We start from the raw sequence: 16,678 nt of genomic DNA on the forward strand, positions 1-16,678 counted from the left end.
CGCCGGCAAGGCGAGCAGGATGGCTTTTTCTTCGGGATTGCTTCCTGGCGTGTCGCCGCCATCGGTCTTCTTGATGAAGTTGGCCGGATTGCTGGGTGCGTCTCCAGATGACGAAGCGATGCCTTTGCAATTGAACCAGGCCACCGGCGAATAGGCTTTGGCGGCGCGCTCCGGCCCTGCGCTTGAGGTCTGGTCTGCGGCGCTTGCCGGACCGCTACCGGCGGGCACACCGCTCGCCATGCCTGTTGCGCCGGAAGGAACCGCGTCCTTGCCGCTCAGTCCATCGGTTTGCGGCGGAGCCCCAAATCTGGCGAATCGCTGGAGACGGTTTGACAGGTAACCGACGTCGCTCAGGTCCCCGCCGTGCAGACGATATTGGGCAAGCGCGGCCTGGGCTTCGTCTGGATGCGCCGAGACCGCGAGATAGAGCGATTTCAGCCGCAGGGTCAGCGGCGACTTCGCGTCGACCTGTTCCAGTTGCCCAATCAGCGTGCGGCTTTCCTCCATTTCGCCGAGGAAAAGATCGACCATCGCCATCCCGTAGAGGACTTCGGGGTTGTTCCCCGTCTCGGCAAGGATGCGCGCGAGTTGCACTTGCGCGGGAAGCAGGTTCGGTTCGAACCGCAGCGCCGTGACATAGCCGGCCTTGGCCAGATCGGCCGCGCTCGCCTGCCCGCGCTCGAACCGGGTATGGTGAGCCACGCCAAGCAGGTAGTGCAGGTAGCCATTGGTCGAATCCAGCTTGACCGCGGCACTCAGACCCCGAACCGCTGCGTCAGCATCACCCGCTTCCAACTGCTCCAAGGCGCGAGCCGCATATTGATGCGCGCTCTTTGGAGGTACGGTGAACGCCGGGCGCTGGATGGACGATGGCGCCCGCTGCGCAGGATAACAAGGCGACGCTGCCAGCGATCGCGGCAGTATTGGCGCACAGTCGGAAGGCAAAGAGAGGGCTACGAGCGGCCATCTGGAGCTTCGGTCTTCCTCGGGCTATCGCCCCGTATCTCGGGATGAACGCGATTGGTCGAAAATGCTGCTCTGTCTGAAAATCTCGACAGAGCAGTATTTTCTGCACCAAACTCTACAATTTCGTCGAACTAGATCAGGATCAGAACCTAGCTTACCGTGATCACGCCACTGGAAGTAAGCTGCTGTAGCCTAGGCACACCTGAATTCCACGGCTAACCCTCTGGCTATTGACCCAATAGTTGTTATCAAACCAGATCGAAACAGAAAATTGTGAACCGCCAAACAAAACGTTGTAAAGCGGAAACGCAGTTGAGTCGTTGCTTTTCGATTGAAGAATCATGTAGCCGTTCAAAGTATGGCTTGTTGCCGAATCAATTTGCGTGTTCGGAAGATTTATGCCCTCACTGGGTGAAGAATTGCTATTACTTACGCATGGCCATGAGTTTTTGCCGCCATTTTGAGTGTAAATCTTGCCTGTCGGCACGCCATTTACATTCCCCCCCGCTTGAGACACCTGCATGGACGTAACAACGCAACCAGCATTATAAGCACGCATCGTCACCGACCCGGTTGGCTTATTGCTTTCAAGCGTGAGGCAATACGGCATTGACGTCGAACCATTTACCGGCGTGCAGGGGCCGTAAGTAACGGCAGGGTCCTTAATTCCAGATGCCGGCGCATTGAATTGGTACGTGGTATTGGTGGTGACATTAAAAGAGTAATTCTGTCCGTTAGGTATATTGTGACAATTTGATTCAGCTAAGGCTGCGGCTGGGTTAGCCAAAAGCGCAATTGTAGCAGCCACGACGCTGATCGTCTTCATTCTTGACATGACTAAACTCCAAACTTGAGTAAGCTAATTTATAAATTTAATATCAACGCCGACACATACTACATTGCGCAGATATCAGGTTTAGTGCCATTATTTAAGAATATTTTCTCATTAATTTCCTCACAATTCTGCTTGCCAATCATTTCCCAAGGCACTTTTGGATTCTCCAGCACATATGTCTTGGCTCTTTCAATCGCGCTCTTGCAATCTTTTCCGTAGCTCGCGTCAGACATTTGCAGTTTCTTCAGATAGGCAGTTACATTACCATGGCGGTCGTAGGCCGCATAACCACAAACACGCATTCCTGATTCAGCGTGCGCCGGGGATGCGGTCAGGGCTGCAATGCCACCGACCAACGCGGCTGTTGCCGTGAGAACCGTATTATTAAGTTTTGTTAACATATCACTCTCCGATGAACCCTTGCCAATATCACCCAGCCGTCATCAAACGTGCTTAAGCTGCAGGGGCGATCTAAATTAAGAAGTTGGTGAAAAGCCGTCAAGCGACCAGCCGTAATATTAAATATTTTTAATATTCTTTGACATAATAATCTACGTTTAAATATCTCTCTCCTTGATTTTAGGCACTTAATCAGTAGGAGAACTTCGGAATGAACAGATAATGATACGGCTAATCCACGATTTAGGTGACAAAATTCGTTAATATATGAGTATAGTCAATTTTTTTATTTGGCTTGCGGTTATGGAGATTTCCTATCCTGGAGGATATGCGGGAGCTACGGTGACAGGTGCGAGAAGCCCCAGATTCCAGCGATTGCGCCGCCACCTAACCAAGCACACCAAACCCGCCCTGCCGAACCGCACGCTTTTCCCACGTTCCCCAAACCCGCAACGAAAGCCCGGAACTGAAGGGGACGTTGCACTACATTGCCCCCTGTTGTCGGGAACTCGCGCTTGTCCGCCGCAGGGAGGCTCTCATCGATATGCCATTGGAGAGCAACCGATAGCCAGTAAGCAGGGTTCGTGCTTGCCCATGGTTCTATCAACATTACCGTTGATAGAACCATGGGCGCGCTTCATTCATGGCTGCAACAATATATCACGCGGGAGAGTTTCGTCTTGATATTCAGCGAGTGGTCCGAGGTTTCGCCGCTGGCGGACCTGCTTGTTCGCAGCGCGGCCCGGTAGCCATTGCCGCGGGTCGCGTCGAACGCGAGGCGGACCGCCAGCTTGTCCTTGACGATCGGCAAGTCCACGGCAGCCTGCACCTGGACGAACTCGCGCGATGCGCAGCGCGCGGTCACATAGTCGTGCGCCTCGACCTGAAGCGTGCCCCACCCGCCGGTCTTCTCGAACAGGTGGCTCAGCTTATCGACAACCGTGTCGGGCGAGCCGACCACGAAAACATTGTCGGTCAGGAACTCGAGATCGACGGCAAGTGAATCGACGCCGAAGTCGCGGGCAAAACCATCCATCATGCCAAAGCGGCGCCAGATCGGGATGAGGTAGCGATTAAAGCAATAGCCGATCGGCCCCTCCATCACGAGGCGCTTCAGCAATCATGGAGACCGGGGTGATCGTCAGGCTTCCCGACTTGTAGATCGCCTTGGCACCTTCGACCAATGGGCCAAAGCTTGCCTTGTCATAGCGCCCTGACATGCCTTCTAGGCGACCGATGAAGGCGGCGGCGAAGCGCTGCTGCAGATTCCCCTCCGCCGCATCGCCGAGCCTGAAGAAGTCTCGAACCTCGTATTGTTCTTGGCCTCCGATGAAACCAGCTACATCACCGGCGCAGAGCATGTGATCGATGCGGGTATGACTGCGCAGTAGTCAGCCTCCACCGCGGCATCGGCAACGCCTTTGCTCGCCGCCCGGTCGGAAAAAATGGAACAGCTCGTTCATGTCGCGGATTACACTAATCAGCGCCACGTCGGACATGGGTTTGCGAGCAACACCGGGAAAGACCAGATCAGCTCCCTCCAGCCGCAAAGCATTGGCTACGGGCAATACTTCCAGAGCCTCGTCAGAGAATAGAACCATGTGCGCCCTGGCACGCTTCATGTGATGCGCAGCAATTGATCAACCTCGGGATTCGATCATGCTGCTTTGACGACGAATGCTGTAAGATCGCCCGCGTCTTTGCCCCACGTTCGTTTGCCTAACACCGGAGAACCAAAAGTGTGAGGAAAGCCTATTCTCCCCCACACTTGGCCTCGGCTGCATGCAAATCAGGGCGGCATTGTGTGGACTAAGAACACTACAATGCGCCCGGAATCACTCGACCTTTAGGCAGTTTTGGGGATGCGCTCGGAAAGGCTGGGTGGTGGACAGGGGTGGATTCGAACCACCGTACGCTCTCGCGGGCAGATTTACAGTCTGCTGCCATTAACCACTCGGCCACCTGTCCACACCAGTGCTGCCGGTGCGGGGTAAACCCCGATTGAATGGCACCACAAGGGAACCGTCCGGCCGAGAGGCGCACCCTTTGGCGAAGCATCCCTTGCCTGTCAATGGCCCTGCTGGCACAGGGCAAACGCAATTCCCGCCCAAATCCGCCAACCCCTCCCCATCTGAAAGACAGCCGATGCCCCCGCAAGATCACAAACCCGGTGGCGCTCATGATGGCGGCAGGCATGATGGCGGCAGACGCCCCAAGGCGATGCGTGGCCGCGCCGGGCGCATGCAGGGCGGGCGCGGCTCGGGCCGGGGCAGCACGGGCACCGTGCGGCTGTGGGGCCGCCACGCGGTCGAGGCCGCGCTGACCAACCCGATGCGCAGCGCCAAACAGCTGTGGGGCACGCGTGAGGCGATCCAGGCCATGCTCGATGATAACGACGCCGAACTGCCCCCCACGCTTGCGGTCGAATATGCGCAGGCCGCCGATCTCGGCCGCCTCGTCGCGCGCGATGCGCCGCATCAGGGGCTGGTGCTCGAATGTCTCGCGCTCGACGATGTCACACTCGATGATGCGCTGGAAGAGGCCGACGGGCGCACGCTGGTCGTGCTCGACCAGGTCACCGATCCGCACAATGTCGGCGCGATCATCCGCTCTTGCGCCGCCTTCGGCGTGGCCGCGCTGATCACGCAGGACCGCCACGCCCCGCCCGAATCGGGCACGCTTGCCAAGGCCGCCTCGGGCGCGCTGGAGGTCGTGCCGTGGGTCCGCGTGGTCAATCTGGCGCGCGCGCTCGAATCGATTGCCGAGGCCGGCTATTGGCGCATCGGTCTTGATGGCGCGGGCGAAGCAGCCTTCCCCGGCGCGATCCCGGCGGGCGCGGTCGCGCTCGTGCTGGGCGCAGAAGGCGAAGGGCTGCGCCACAATGTTGCGCAGCATTGCGATTCGATCGCGCGGCTGCCGATTGCATCGGCGGTGGAAAGCCTCAATGTATCCAATGCAGCGGCAATTGCGCTATATGCCGTGGCAACGCGCGGGGGCGACGACTGAGGCTGCGCCACTTCGCATAACGCAGGAGCCGGGGACATGCTTGCCAGAGGAAAATTGATTGCAGCGGGCGCGGCCGCCGCCGCGCTGGTTCTGCTCGCCGGATGCACGCTGCTGCCGGGCCGCTTTGTCAGCGATCTGGCGGTGCGCCGCGATGGCACGTTCACCTTTCATTACAAGGGCGAGATCATTCTCGCCGCATTAGCTCAGGGCGGAAAATCAGACCTGAAGGTCGAAGACGACAAGTTCACCCCCGCCCCATGCAAGAATGAAACCACCGGCGATGATCGCGCCTGCACCGCCGCCGAAATCGCCGCCCAGCGGCGCGAATGGGCCGGCGAGCAGGATGAGAGCAAGGCGACCAAGGCCGAGCAGGACAAGCAGAGCCGCGCCGCGTTGCAGGCGATGATGGGCGGGATCAATCCCGAAGACCCGCAGTCGGCACAGGAGTTTGCCAATCGGCTGGCCCGCCAGCAGGGCTGGACTTCGGTGGTCAACAAAGGCGCGGGCGTATTCGAGGTTGATTACAGCATCGCCGGGCGGCTCGACCGCGATTTCACCTTCCCGGTGATCGAGCGCCTGCCCGCCGTGATCCCGTTCGTCACCGTGATCCGCCGCAATGATGGCACCGTGCGGATCGACGCCCCGGGCTTTTCGCCGAGCGGCGCAAATCCGCAGATGCCCGGCTTTCCGGCGATGCCCCCCGCTGGGACGAGCAAGGGCAAGAAGGCGCCGCCCGCACTTGATGGCCGTTTCACCGTGCGCACGGACGGTGAGGTCATCGCCAACAACACCGACGAGGGGCCGCTTGCCGATCCCGCCGTCGGCGGCCAACGGTTGCAATGGAAAGTGAGCCCCACCACTGGCGCACCGCCCACCGCGCTGGTCCGGCTGGCGAAGTAACAGAAGCCCTCTATCAGCCAGGCGGACAGCCGCCGCCCCATCTGTCCTGCAGGAAAATGGGGCGGCGTCATTCGCACAGCGAATGACGGAGGGGTCATGCACCAACGAAAAACCGCGCCGGATCAGCTCCGGCGCGGCTCTTGTGTCTTCGTCTTGTGTGTACTTGCCTCGCGGCGGCCCGATCCGATCAGGCCGCCCGCTCGGCGATTAGGCTCAGTTGACCGCGTCCTTCAGACCCTTGCCGGCCTTGAACTTCGGCTGCGAGGATGCCTTGATCGACATCGGCTCGCCCGTGCGCGGGTTGCGGCCGGTCGAAGCCTTGCGCTTGGCGACCGAGAACGTGCCGAAACCGACCAGACGCACTTCGTCACCCTTTGCCAGAGCACCCGATACCGACTCGAAAACGGCTTCCACCGCCTTGGTCGTATCGCTTTTCGACAGGCCACTAGCATCGGCAACAGCGCTGATCAGATCGTTCTTGTTCATTATGAACCCCCTACTTTCTATTGGAAAACTTCGATTTGGAATCAATTTTGAGCGTCCGCGAAGAAAGCCGAGAAAGATTCCCCTGTCAAAGGCAAAACCGTCGAAAAAGGGCGATTTATCCACCAAAGCTAGTGGATTAGGGGTGTTGTAGGCGTTTGCACGACACTTGGCCGCGCGCTCCGGCACTCAATAGCCGCGTCGAATCCGCAACGGCACTTTTTGCGCAACATGACGCGCTCGGGCAGCGCGCATCAATTGCAAAGCATGGCCCCCATCCTGCTCACCCTTCGCCCCTGGCCCTTTGAAAGGCTCGGGGGCTCAGGGCGCCGGGATGAGGGTGCCAGTTCTGTGTCGCTGCCGTTTTAGTGCGCGGTCGGTGCCGGGCTTCCCGCTGCGCCGGACGGCGCTGGCTGGCTGGCCAGATCGTCCGCCTCGGTCCACACGATCGGCTCGGGCACCGAGACCAGCGCGCGCGCCAGCACCTCGTCGACATGGCTCACCGGCACGATATCGAGGTGCGCCAGAATGTTGGCCGGAATCTCGCCCAGATCCTTGCGGTTCTCTTCGGGGATGAGCACAGTCTTGATCCCGCCGCGCAATGCGGCGAGCAGTTTCTCCTTCAATCCGCCGATCGCCAACACGCGCCCGCGCAGCGTGACCTCGCCGGTCATCGCCACATCGGCACGCACCGGAATGCCGGTCAAGGTGGAGACCATCGCGGTCACCATGCCCACGCCCGCGCTCGGCCCGTCCTTGGGCACTGCGCCCTCGGGCAAGTGGATGTGCAAGTCCTTGCGGTTGAAGATCGAGGGCTTGATGCCATAGGCCGGGCTGCGCGCCTTGACGAAGCTGAACGCCATCTGGACGCTTTCGCTCATCACTTCGCCCAGCTTGCCCGTGGTGCGCACCGCGCCCTTGCCGGGCACGGTCACGCCCTCGATGGTCAAAAGCTCGCCGCCCACCTCGGTCCAGGCCAGACCCGTCACCGCGCCGACCTGATTCTCTTCGTCCGAAACCCCATGGCGGAATTTGCGCACACCCGCATAATCGCCCAAATTTTCGGGCGTGATCGTCACCGCCTTATCCTTGCCTTCCAGAATACGGCGCAGCGATTTGCGCGCCAGCCGCGCGATTTCGCGCTCCAGCGTGCGCACCCCGGCCTCGCGCGTGTAATAGCGGATGAGATCGCGCAAGGCGTCGCTTTCCAGCACGAACTCGCCGGGCTTGAGGCCATGCGCCGCGATCTGCTTGGCGATCAGATGCTGCTCGGCGATCTCAAGCTTCTCGTCCTCGGTATAGCCTTCGAGCCGGATGATCTCCATCCGGTCGAGCAACGCCTGCGGCAGGTTGAGGCTGTTCGCGGTGCACACGAACATCACATCCGAAAGATCGAAATCGACCTCCAGATAATGGTCCTGAAACTTCGCGTTCTGCTCCGGATCGAGCACCTCGAGCAGCGCGGAGGCCGGATCGCCTCGGAAATCCTGTCCCAGCTTGTCGATCTCGTCGAGCAGGAACAGCGGGTTGGACGTGCCCGACTTGCGCAGATTGGTCACCACTTTGCCCGGCAGCGAGCCGATATAGGTGCGCCGATGGCCGCGGATTTCGGCTTCATCGCGCACCCCGCCCAGCGATTGGCGCACGAACTGGCGCCCGGTCGCCTTGGCGATCGACTTGCCCAGCGAGGTCTTGCCCACGCCCGGCGGGCCAACGAGGCACAGGATCGGACCCTTGAGCTTGTTCGTGCGCGCCTGCACCGCCAGATACTCGATGATCCGGTCCTTGACCTTGTCGAGCGCATAGTGATCGGCGTCGAGCACCGCCTGCGCCGCCGCAATATCCTTCTTGAGCTTCGACTTCTTGCCCCACGGCAGGCCGAGCAGCACGTCGAGATAATTGCGGATGACCGTCGCCTCCGCGCTCATCGGCTGCATCGTCTTCAATTTCTTGAGCTCGCCCGTCGCCTTGGCGCGCGCTTCCTTGGACAATTTCAGCGTGTCGATCTTCTGCTGCAATTCCTGCAGCTCGCTCACCTCGCCATCATCGCCGCCGCCCAGTTCAGACTGGATCGCCTTCATCTGCTCGTTAAGGTAGTATTCGCGCTGCGTCTTTTCCATCTGGCGCTTGACCCGGCCGCGAATCTTGCGCTCGACCTTGAGCACGCCAAGCTCGCCCTCCATGAACGACAGCGCGATTTCCAGCCGCTTCATCGGATCGCTCTCGCTGAGCAGCGTCTGCTTCTCGGCCACTTTGGCCACCAGGTTCGCGGCGACCGCATCGGCCAATTTGCCCGCGTCCTCGATATCGCCCAATTGCGCGCCCGCATCCTGCGGCAGCTTTTTCGAAAGCTTGGCATATTCGGCGAACTGCTCGATCACCGAACGGATCATCGCCTCGACTTCGGGGCCTGCGGCCTCCACCAGCGCGAGCGGCTTGACCGAGGCCATCACCAGTTCGCCGCCGCTGCTCTCTTCGGTCGTCAGGTTGTCCAGCGTGGCCCGGCGGGTGCCCTCGACCAGCACGCGCACGGTGCCATCGGGCAGCTTGAGCAATTGCAGCACCGTGGCGATCACGCCGGTTTCATAAAGGTCGTCGCGGTCCGGATCGTCGCAGCCCGGATCGAGTTGGGCCAGCAGGAAGATGTCCTTGTCGCCGGCCATTGCCGCCTCGAGCGCCGCGACCGATTTCTCGCGTCCGACGAATAGCGGCACGACCATGCCGGGAAACACCACAATGTCGCGCAAGGGGAGCAGGGGATACAAATTCATGTGCTTTGGCTTCCGTTTATCCCGCCGAGCGATCTGCAATTGCCGGCGGACACCCAACAAGACTGGGTTTGATCCTGAATATGGGAGCCACCTGCCGCCGCTGCAATGGTTCACCTTAGGACGGTTGTGGATGAGCGAAATTCAGGCGCGCAGAGGCATGCCCGCCCCTCTCCCGCCCGCCGGATTATCGCGCTGCGGGTAGCGGCTGGATCACCGGCACCGAAATGAATACCGGCGGCAAAGGCGCTGGCGGCGCGGCGGGAGGCGGCAGCAACGCCGCATCGGGCATCGCCTTTGGTGCTTCAACCACAGGGTAGCGCCCGTGCAGCGCCTCAATCTCGATCTGCCGCGCGCGCAAATAGGTTTTGCGATAGGTCAGATAAGGATCATTGGCATCCTTCATCCGCTGCAATTCCGTCTGCGTCTCCACACGTTCATCCAGCGATTTCAGGATATTGGTGGGAATGCCGTAGTAGAAGGTATTGAACGGACGGCCCACCAAGACCGGCACCATCAGCCGGTCCACCGTCAGGCCAAACAGATCGCGCACGGTCGTCGGCCCGATGATCGGCAGATAGACATAAGGCCCCGGTCCGACCCCGTAATAGCCCAGTGTATTGGCCAGGCCGTTGCGATAATAAGGCAGGCGAAACGGCTTGTTTTTGGCCACATCGGCCAGCCCGCCGACGCCGACCGTCGAATTGATCAGGAACCGCTGGAGCGTCTTGCCCGCCTTGTCGGGGTTGAGTTGGAGGAAATAGTGCAGCGCGGTGACCGGCTCGGTCACATTGCGCAGGAAATGGCGGATGCCCGCCCGGATCGGCGATGGCACGGTTTTGCCGTAAGCATCGGCGACCGGCGCGATGTAATTGTCATCGACTTTCTGCACCACCGCGAACGTTTTGACATTGACCGATTCCAGAGGATCGACCTTGGGTTGCGCCTTTCGCCCTGAAACCGTGATGTCGCTGGGCGCGGGCGGCGCCTGCTTGGCCGGATCGCTTGCCGCAGGAACGGGCGCAGCGGCCGCAGGCCCGCTGGCTGCAGCCGCAGGGATCAGCGGCTCGCCAGCCGAAACGGCATCGCTTTGCGCCCCGGCCAGCACAGCGGGGTCTGCGGTCAGCATCAGCGATGACGCCAGATACAGCAAGCTCACATCAACACCGCCCCACCATTACGCGGCGACACTTTTCGCCCCAAACGAGAGGCATCGGCGCCGCAATCCTGTTTGCCCCGCCAGATCGGCATTCAAAACGGCAGCTTGAAACCCGGCGGGATGCCCGCAGCCATTTGCACTTTCTGCATTTCCTCGTTCGCCGCGGTATCGGCGCGCGAACGACAATCGTTGAACGCAGCGGCCACCAGATCTTCCAGAATGCCCTTTTCGGCCTTTTCCATCAGGCTGTCATCGATGTGCACCGCGATCACCCGGCCCTTGGCCGAGGCGCGCACACGCACCAATCCGCCGCCGGCCACGCCCTCGACCTCGATCTGGTCAAGCCGCCCTTGCGCGTCTTCCATCTGCTTCTGGATGGTCTGCGCGGCGGCCTGCGCCGCCTGGATCATTTCTTCCATCGATTTCATGCGTGTTTGCTCCGGGGTTTTGGCAATTGTTCGGGCTGGCTGTCTTCATCGATGATCTCCGCGCCGGGAAAGGCGGCCAGCGCCGCCTGCACCAGCGGATCGCCGATCATCGCGGCCTCTTCCTGCGCGGCGCGGACCTCGGCAATTTCGCGCAAACTCGGCGCTGCATCGCCAGCAGTGCGGACAACGTCCCAGCTCTGCCCGGTGGCCCGCTCCAGCGCGTCGCGCAGCGCAGGGCCGATCTCTTCGGCAAAGCCAGGTGCAAACTGATAATGCAGCACCCCGGGCCGCAGCGCGATCACCTGCACCCAATCGTGCATGATCTGCGCCGCGCGCAATTGGCCCGGCGCGGAAGGCAGCCCGACTTGTTCGACCAGCGCCGCCCAATCCATCGCGATCGCCGCCGGAGCCGCCGCCGCAGCGTCCCCCGCGTGAGTCTCGGCCGCCGCCGGACGCGCCGCCAGCTCCTCCATCCGCTTCACCAGCGCGCCCGGATCGGGCAAAGTCGCCGCATGGGTCACGCGCAGCAGCGCCATCTGCGCTGCCACCAGCGGATCGGGTGCGCCGCGTACTTCCTCGTATCCTTTCAGCAGCAATTGCCACAGCCGGTGCAATTGCCCCGCGCTCAGCGCCTTGGCCCAGCCACCAAAGGCCTCGCGCTCTTCGGCCGAGCGCGCGTCGGGTGCGCCGGTCACTTGCGCAATCGTCACTTTGTTGACCAGTTCCATCTGCGCGCGCAGAATCGCCGCCGGTTCGATCCCCAGCGCATATTGCCCTGCCACTTCGCTCAGCAAAGTGGTGCCATCGCCCGCCAGCATCGCGCCAAACAGCCGCCGCTGCATCGTCTTGTCGGCCAGCCCCAGCATCTCGCGCACTTGGCCTGCGGTAACTTCACCGCCGGACTCTGGGCCGCCCGCCATGTCCGCATGGCTGATCGCCTGATCGAGGATCGACAGGCCATCGCGCACCGATCCTTCCGCTGCGGCCGCGATCATCGCCAGCGCCTCGGCCTCCGCCGCCACGCCTTCTGCCGCGCAGATCCCGGCAAAATGCGCCTCCAGCATCTCGGCGTGAATGCGCCGCAGATCGAAGCGCTGGCACCGCGAGAGCACCGTCACCGGCAGCTTTTCAACCTCGGTGGTGGCAAACAGAAACTTCACATGCGGCGGCGGCTCTTCCAGCGTTTTGAGCAGCGCGTTGAAAGCATTGCGCGAGAGCATGTGCACTTCGTCGATGATATAAACCTTGAAGCGCGCCGAGACCGAGGCATAGCGCACCGCCTCGATGATCTCGCGCACATCGTCCACGCCGGTGTGGCTGGCGGCGTCCATCTCGATCACATCGATGTGCCGCCCTTCGGCAATCGCGATGCACGGCTCGCACATGCCGCACGGGTCGATCGTTGGCCCGCCCTGCCCGTCGGGTCCGATGCAGTTCAGCGCCTTGGCGATCAACCGCGCGGTGCTGGTCTTGCCCACCCCGCGCACGCCGGTCATCAGGAAGGCATGCGCCAGCCGCCCGCGCCGGATCGCATTGCCCAAAGTCTGCACCATCGCTTCTTGCCCGATCAGCTGGGCAAAAGTCTGCGGGCGATATTTGCGCGCGAGCACGCGGTAAGGCTGCGCTGGCGGCGCAAGCGGCGCGGGCGCGCGCTCTTCGCGCACGACTGCGGCCACTGGCGGTGCCGGATCGCCAAACAGCGCGGATTGCCCCGCCGCCTCCAGCTCCGAAGCGCTCGGGGCACCATCCTCGGGCTCGTCCTCAATCGGCGCGCCAAACATGTCGGTGGAATCGGTCATTGCCATCAAGATAGGCCGTGGCGCCGCAAATGTCGAATAACCCGCGCGGGCCTTCCGCCGCTAATCGGCGCTCATCCCGGCCGCTTGAACGCCGCCTTGATCAACCCATGCGCACATGGCGCGTATCGAGGATTAAAGGAGCCGGGCGACCCGCCGCACATCGTTGTGGCTGCTTCCTTCCGGACCTGACCAGGTTGGCGACCGCAAACGTCCACCCGACTCCCAAGGCGCATATGGCGAGGGATCGTCCGCAATGCAATCCTCTCTGGGTCCTCCCCATATTCCCGCAGGGCAAATGGGGGGTGGCATGCCAAAGGCGGGTCGGAATGGTCTCTACTTGAAGTTGTCCGCGTAGCTTTGCAGCTTGAGCCGCCGCGCCGGGGTCGGCGTCACGTGCGCGGCGATGCCATACTTCTCGGCATAGGCCGTGGCCTCGTCGGCGCTGGCGAAGGTCAGCACGACTTGCGCCTGGGTATCTCCCGATCCCGCCCAGCCCATCAACGGATCGGCGCGCTTCGCCTCGGCGGGTTCGAATTCGAGCAGCCACTCGTCGGTGCGCGCCCGGCCAGACTGCATGGAGGTTTTGGGGCGCTGATAGATGCGTGCGGTCATGCGCGCTGTCATGCCCACGATTGCCCGCTAAAATCAAGTCCGCTTGGCGGCCTCGAAGGCATTACGCGTCTTCAAACTGGGGTCTTCCTCCCACGGCGCATCGGGCCAGCGGTGGCGGGGATAGCGGCCCTTCATGTCCTTCACCACATCGCGCCAACTGCCGCGCCAGAAGCCGGGCAGATCGGCGGTGGTCTGGATCGGCTTGTGCCCCGGCGAGGTCAGGCTGAGCAACAGCGGGCGCGGCGGCTGGCCGATCATTGGATGGCGGTCGAGGCCAAACAGCGCCTGAACCCGCAATTCCGCCATCGGCCCGCCCTCGTGCGCATAATCGATGGCATGGCTGGTCCCGGCGGGAGAGCGAAACTCTGCCGGAGCCAACGTATCAAGCGCCGCGCGCGTATTCCAATCCAGCCGCCCCAGCAGCGCCTCATGCAGCTTGCCCGGCGGCACCGCCAGATCGCGCCGCCCGGCCAAAAGCGGCGCAAGCCATCCCGCCAACCCTTCGAGCAACGCCGTTTCCGAGAGCGCCGCAATCCCGGCATACCCCGCCCGCACGATCAGCGCCCGCGCCGCTTCGCCCAGCGGCAACAGCGCCAGCCCGCCGCCGCGCACCCGCTCGATCAGCAGCGCCGTCACCGCCGCCGGATCGGGCGACGGATCGGGCACGCGCGCCAGCACGATCGCGCCCAGCCGCCGCTCCAGCCGCGCCTCGACCCGCGCGGCGTCTTCGTTCCACAGCAATGTATGCCGCGCCTCGATCCGGTGCGCCAGATGCGCCGGGATATCCGCCTCGTCGAGCGCCAGCGCGGCCATGATCCGCGCGCCCTTGGGCTCGCCTTGCGCATCGCCAATCGCCACCCATCTGGCGCTGGCCAGCGGCGATGCCGGGTCCAGCCGGTAGCCCCGCCCGCCCGCCGACTGCCATTCTTCGCCCGCCGGTCCGCGCGTCCGCGCGATCCGATCAGGGTAAGTCTCCGCCAGCAAGACGCCCAAAGGAATATCTTCAAAAACAACTTTTTCCCGCGCAGCATGATCAAATTGCTGCGCCGATCTCGTCGCTGCGCGGGCCCAGCGTTCGGCCATTTTGCGCGCTCCTTCGGCCCGCGCGCCGCGCTCGCCGCGCCATCGCTCCAGCCGCCGCGCCAGATCCTCGCCCGGCCCGCCCAGCCCTCGCTCCTGCAGCAGCATCGCCAGCCGCGCCGCCTGATCGGCCTGCCCCCGCCGCGCCGCAAATAGCAGCATGTGCGCCAGCGCCGGGGCCATCGGCAGGCTGGCCATCGCCCGCCCATGCGGCGTGATCCGCACCTCTTCGTCCAGCGCGCCCAGCGCAATCAACTGCGCGCGCGCCGCCGCCATCGCAGGCGCTGGCGGCGGATCGATCCAAGCCATCGCCGCCGGATCGCCCGCGCCCCATCTGGCCAACGTCAGCGCCAGCGGGGCCAGATCGCTGGTCAGCATTTCGGGCGGATCGAATGCCGCGCGCCCAGCGTGCCCGGCCTGTTCCCACAGCCGGTAAGCCACCCCCGGCCCCTGCCGCGCCGCGCGGCCCGCGCGCTGCGCCGCCGATGCCTGGCTCGCGGTCACCGTCACCAACCGCGAAACCCCCGCTGCCTTGTCGAACTCCGCCCGCCGTGACAGCCCGGCATCGACCACCACGCGCACCCCGTCCAAAGTCAGCGAAGTTTCGGCAATGCTCGTCGCCAGCACAATGCGCCGCCGCCCATCGGGATCGCGCCGGATCGCCGCGCGCTGCCCCGCCGGATCGACCTGCCCATGCAGCGGCAGCACCAGCGCCTGCGGCAGCGCCGCGCGCACCATCTCCGCCGTCCGCTCGATCTGCGCCACGCCGGGCAGGAACGCGAGCACATCGCCCGCCTCCTCGCGCCACGCCTGCCCCACAGCCGCCGCCATCGCCGCCTCGATGCGAAGATCGGCCCGCGCCCCCAGCCAGCGCAGCTCCAGCGGATGCGCCTTGCCCGCGCTCTCGATCACAGGCGCGGCCTCAGGCCCATCGGCAAGCAAACCCGCAAACCGCGCCCCGTCGATCGTCGCCGACATCACCACCAGCCGCAGATCGGGCCGCAGCACACCCTGCGCCTCAACCGCCAGCGCCAGGCCCAGGTCCGAATCGAGATGCCGCTCGTGCGCTTCGTCAAACAGCACCGCCGAAACGCCCGCCAGTTCGGGGTCATCCAGAATGGTGGCCACAAAGATCGCCTCGGTCACCACGAGGATCCGCGTGCGCGCCGAACGCGCCGAATCCAGCCGGGTCAAGTATCCCACTGTCTCGCCCGCGGCCTCGCCCAGCATCTCGGCCATCCGCTCCGCCGCTGCGCGCGCCGCCACCCGGCGCGGGCTCAGCACGATCACCTGCCCGCTGCACCACGCTTCGCCGATCAACGCCGGCGCCACCGCCGTCGTCTTGCCCGCCCCCGGCGGCGCGATCAGCACCGCAGACGCGCGCGTGCGCAGCGCCTCCAGCAGATCGGGCAACACGGCATGGATGGGAAGCGCGCTCACGCCGCGAGCGTTAGGGCAAGAGTCCCGCCCGATCCAGCGCACACGTTTATGATAGGGGCCAGCCCCGGCGTCTTGACCACATCGCGCCGCCTCGGCATTCCTGCGCCAAAGCATCACACCGCACAGCGGGAGCGTTTCCACATCATGCAACACCGCCGCCTTGGCACCTCCGCCATTGTCGTCTCCGATATCTGCATGGGCACGATGACCTTCGGCGCGCAGGCCGACGAAGCCACCTCGCTGCGCATCCTTGATGCAAGCTACGACGCGGGCATCAATTTCTACGACACCGCCGAGGGCTACCCCGTCCCGCCCGATATCAAATGGGTCGGCCGCACCGAGGAAATCGTCGGCAAGTGGCTCAAGACCAAGCCGCGCGACGCCATCATCCTTGCCACCAAAGTCTCCGGCCCCAGCCACATCTGGTTCAAAAGCCCGCTGCGCAGCGGCATGACCGCGGTTGATCGGCACAACACCACCCGCGCCATCGAAGCCAGCCTGACCAAGCTCGGCACCGATTACATCGACCTTTACCAGACCCACTGGCCCGATCACGACACCGCCTACGAAGAAACGATGGAGGTGCTGGATGAGCTCGTCCGCGCGGGCAAAGTGCGCGTGCTCGGTTGCTCGAACGAGACCTCATGGGGCCTGATGAAATCCATCGAGGCCGCCAAGGCCGTTGGTGCGGCCCGTTATCAGACCATCCAGAACAATTTCAGCCTCATCAATCGCCGCTTCGAGGATGAACTCGCGCAAGTCTGCCGCAAGGAAGGCGTCTCCCTCATCCCCTATTCGCCCAT

At 63.2% G+C, this 16,678-nt stretch carries 14 protein-coding genes, 1 tRNA gene, 1 other RNA gene and 1 pseudogene; 4 read left to right on the forward strand and 13 right to left on the reverse strand.

All coding sequences use genetic code 11. The annotated features are described in order from the left end of the window. The 4 genes from Q0O40_RS10585 to Q0O40_RS10600 all read right to left on the reverse strand — a co-directional run. Nucleotides 1-804: hypothetical protein (locus Q0O40_RS10585; RefSeq protein ID WP_295529431.1), on the reverse strand; the 804-nt coding region annotated here is incomplete at its 3' end. Nucleotides 805-1,129: 325 nt separating this feature from the next. Then, the gene (locus Q0O40_RS10590) at nt 1,130-1,792 is read right to left on the reverse strand and encodes a hypothetical protein (protein ID WP_295529433.1); all 663 of its coding nucleotides are present in this window, start codon (nt 1,790-1,792) and stop codon (nt 1,130-1,132) included. Nucleotides 1,793-1,860: 68 nt separating this feature from the next. Further along, nucleotides 1,861-2,202 carry a hypothetical protein gene (locus tag Q0O40_RS10595; RefSeq protein WP_295529434.1) on the reverse strand — a complete coding sequence of 114 codons (342 nt, stop codon included), beginning with the start codon at nt 2,200-2,202 and terminating at the stop codon, nt 1,861-1,863. Between the two features lie 635 nt (nt 2,203-2,837). Further along, nucleotides 2,838-3,302 (reverse strand): hypothetical protein, encoded by a 465-nt coding sequence (locus Q0O40_RS10600; protein WP_295529435.1) that lies wholly within the window; start codon nt 3,300-3,302, stop codon nt 2,838-2,840. Between the two features lie 160 nt (nt 3,303-3,462). Between Q0O40_RS10600 and Q0O40_RS10605 the strand changes: the two are divergent. Next, nucleotides 3,463-3,591 (forward strand): annotated as a pseudogene (locus Q0O40_RS10605) (SDR family oxidoreductase); the annotation flags it as partial. A gap of 491 nt (nt 3,592-4,082) precedes the next feature. On the opposite strand, the gene Q0O40_RS10610 reads toward Q0O40_RS10605, so the two are convergent. Continuing rightward, nucleotides 4,083-4,168, reverse strand: a tRNA-Tyr gene (locus Q0O40_RS10610). Between the two features lie 252 nt (nt 4,169-4,420). Here Q0O40_RS10610 and rlmB point away from each other — a divergent pair. Both rlmB and Q0O40_RS10620 read left to right on the forward strand, forming a co-directional pair. Further along, complete coding sequence (rlmB, locus tag Q0O40_RS10615) at nt 4,421-5,206, forward strand: 23S rRNA (guanosine(2251)-2'-O)-methyltransferase RlmB (RefSeq protein WP_295529436.1); 786 nt, start codon at nt 4,421-4,423, stop codon at nt 5,204-5,206. Nucleotides 5,207-5,242: 36 nt separating this feature from the next. Beyond that, the gene (locus Q0O40_RS10620) at nt 5,243-6,106 is read left to right on the forward strand and encodes a hypothetical protein (protein WP_295529438.1); all 864 of its coding nucleotides are present in this window, start codon (nt 5,243-5,245) and stop codon (nt 6,104-6,106) included. A gap of 213 nt (nt 6,107-6,319) precedes the next feature. On the opposite strand, the gene Q0O40_RS10625 is transcribed toward Q0O40_RS10620, so the two are convergent. The 8 genes from Q0O40_RS10625 to hrpB form a co-directional block, all read right to left on the reverse strand. Further along, complete coding sequence (locus Q0O40_RS10625) at nt 6,320-6,592, reverse strand: HU family DNA-binding protein (protein ID WP_295529440.1); 273 nt, start codon at nt 6,590-6,592, stop codon at nt 6,320-6,322. Between the two features lie 362 nt (nt 6,593-6,954). Next, nucleotides 6,955-9,360 carry an endopeptidase La gene (gene lon / locus Q0O40_RS10630; protein WP_295529442.1) on the reverse strand — a complete coding sequence of 802 codons (2,406 nt, stop codon included), beginning with the start codon at nt 9,358-9,360 and terminating at the stop codon, nt 6,955-6,957. Between the two features lie 184 nt (nt 9,361-9,544). Further along, the gene (locus Q0O40_RS10635) at nt 9,545-10,516 is read right to left on the reverse strand and encodes a VacJ family lipoprotein (protein WP_295529444.1); all 972 of its coding nucleotides are present in this window, start codon (nt 10,514-10,516) and stop codon (nt 9,545-9,547) included. 92 nt (nt 10,517-10,608) lie between these two features. Then, complete coding sequence (locus Q0O40_RS10640) at nt 10,609-10,944, reverse strand: YbaB/EbfC family nucleoid-associated protein (RefSeq protein ID WP_295529446.1); 336 nt, start codon at nt 10,942-10,944, stop codon at nt 10,609-10,611. Further along, the gene (locus Q0O40_RS10645; RefSeq protein WP_295529448.1) at nt 10,941-12,743 is read right to left on the reverse strand and encodes a DNA polymerase III subunit gamma/tau; all 1,803 of its coding nucleotides are present in this window, start codon (nt 12,741-12,743) and stop codon (nt 10,941-10,943) included. Before Q0O40_RS10645 ends, Q0O40_RS10640 begins: the two co-directional genes overlap by 4 nt. Nucleotides 12,744-12,874: 131 nt before the next feature. Next, an RNA gene (gene ffs, locus Q0O40_RS10650) (signal recognition particle sRNA small type) lies at nt 12,875-12,969 on the reverse strand. A 107-nt stretch (nt 12,970-13,076) separates the two neighbouring features. Further along, on the reverse strand, nt 13,077-13,355 hold the full coding sequence (locus Q0O40_RS10655) for an ETC complex I subunit (protein ID WP_295529450.1): 279 nt from the start codon (nt 13,353-13,355) through the stop codon (nt 13,077-13,079). A gap of 33 nt (nt 13,356-13,388) precedes the next feature. Next, entirely contained in the window at nt 13,389-15,875 is a 2,487-nt protein-coding gene (gene hrpB / locus Q0O40_RS10660; RefSeq protein ID WP_295529452.1) for an ATP-dependent helicase HrpB, read from the reverse strand. 144 nt (nt 15,876-16,019) lie between these two features. On the opposite strand from hrpB, the gene Q0O40_RS10665 reads away from it, so the two are divergent. Next, nucleotides 16,020-16,678: aldo/keto reductase (locus Q0O40_RS10665; protein ID WP_295529454.1), on the forward strand; the 659-nt coding region annotated here is incomplete at its 3' end.

This window comes from Novosphingobium sp. Chol11, assembly GCF_945870625.1.
Lineage (GTDB): Bacteria > Pseudomonadota > Alphaproteobacteria > Sphingomonadales > Sphingomonadaceae > Novosphingobium.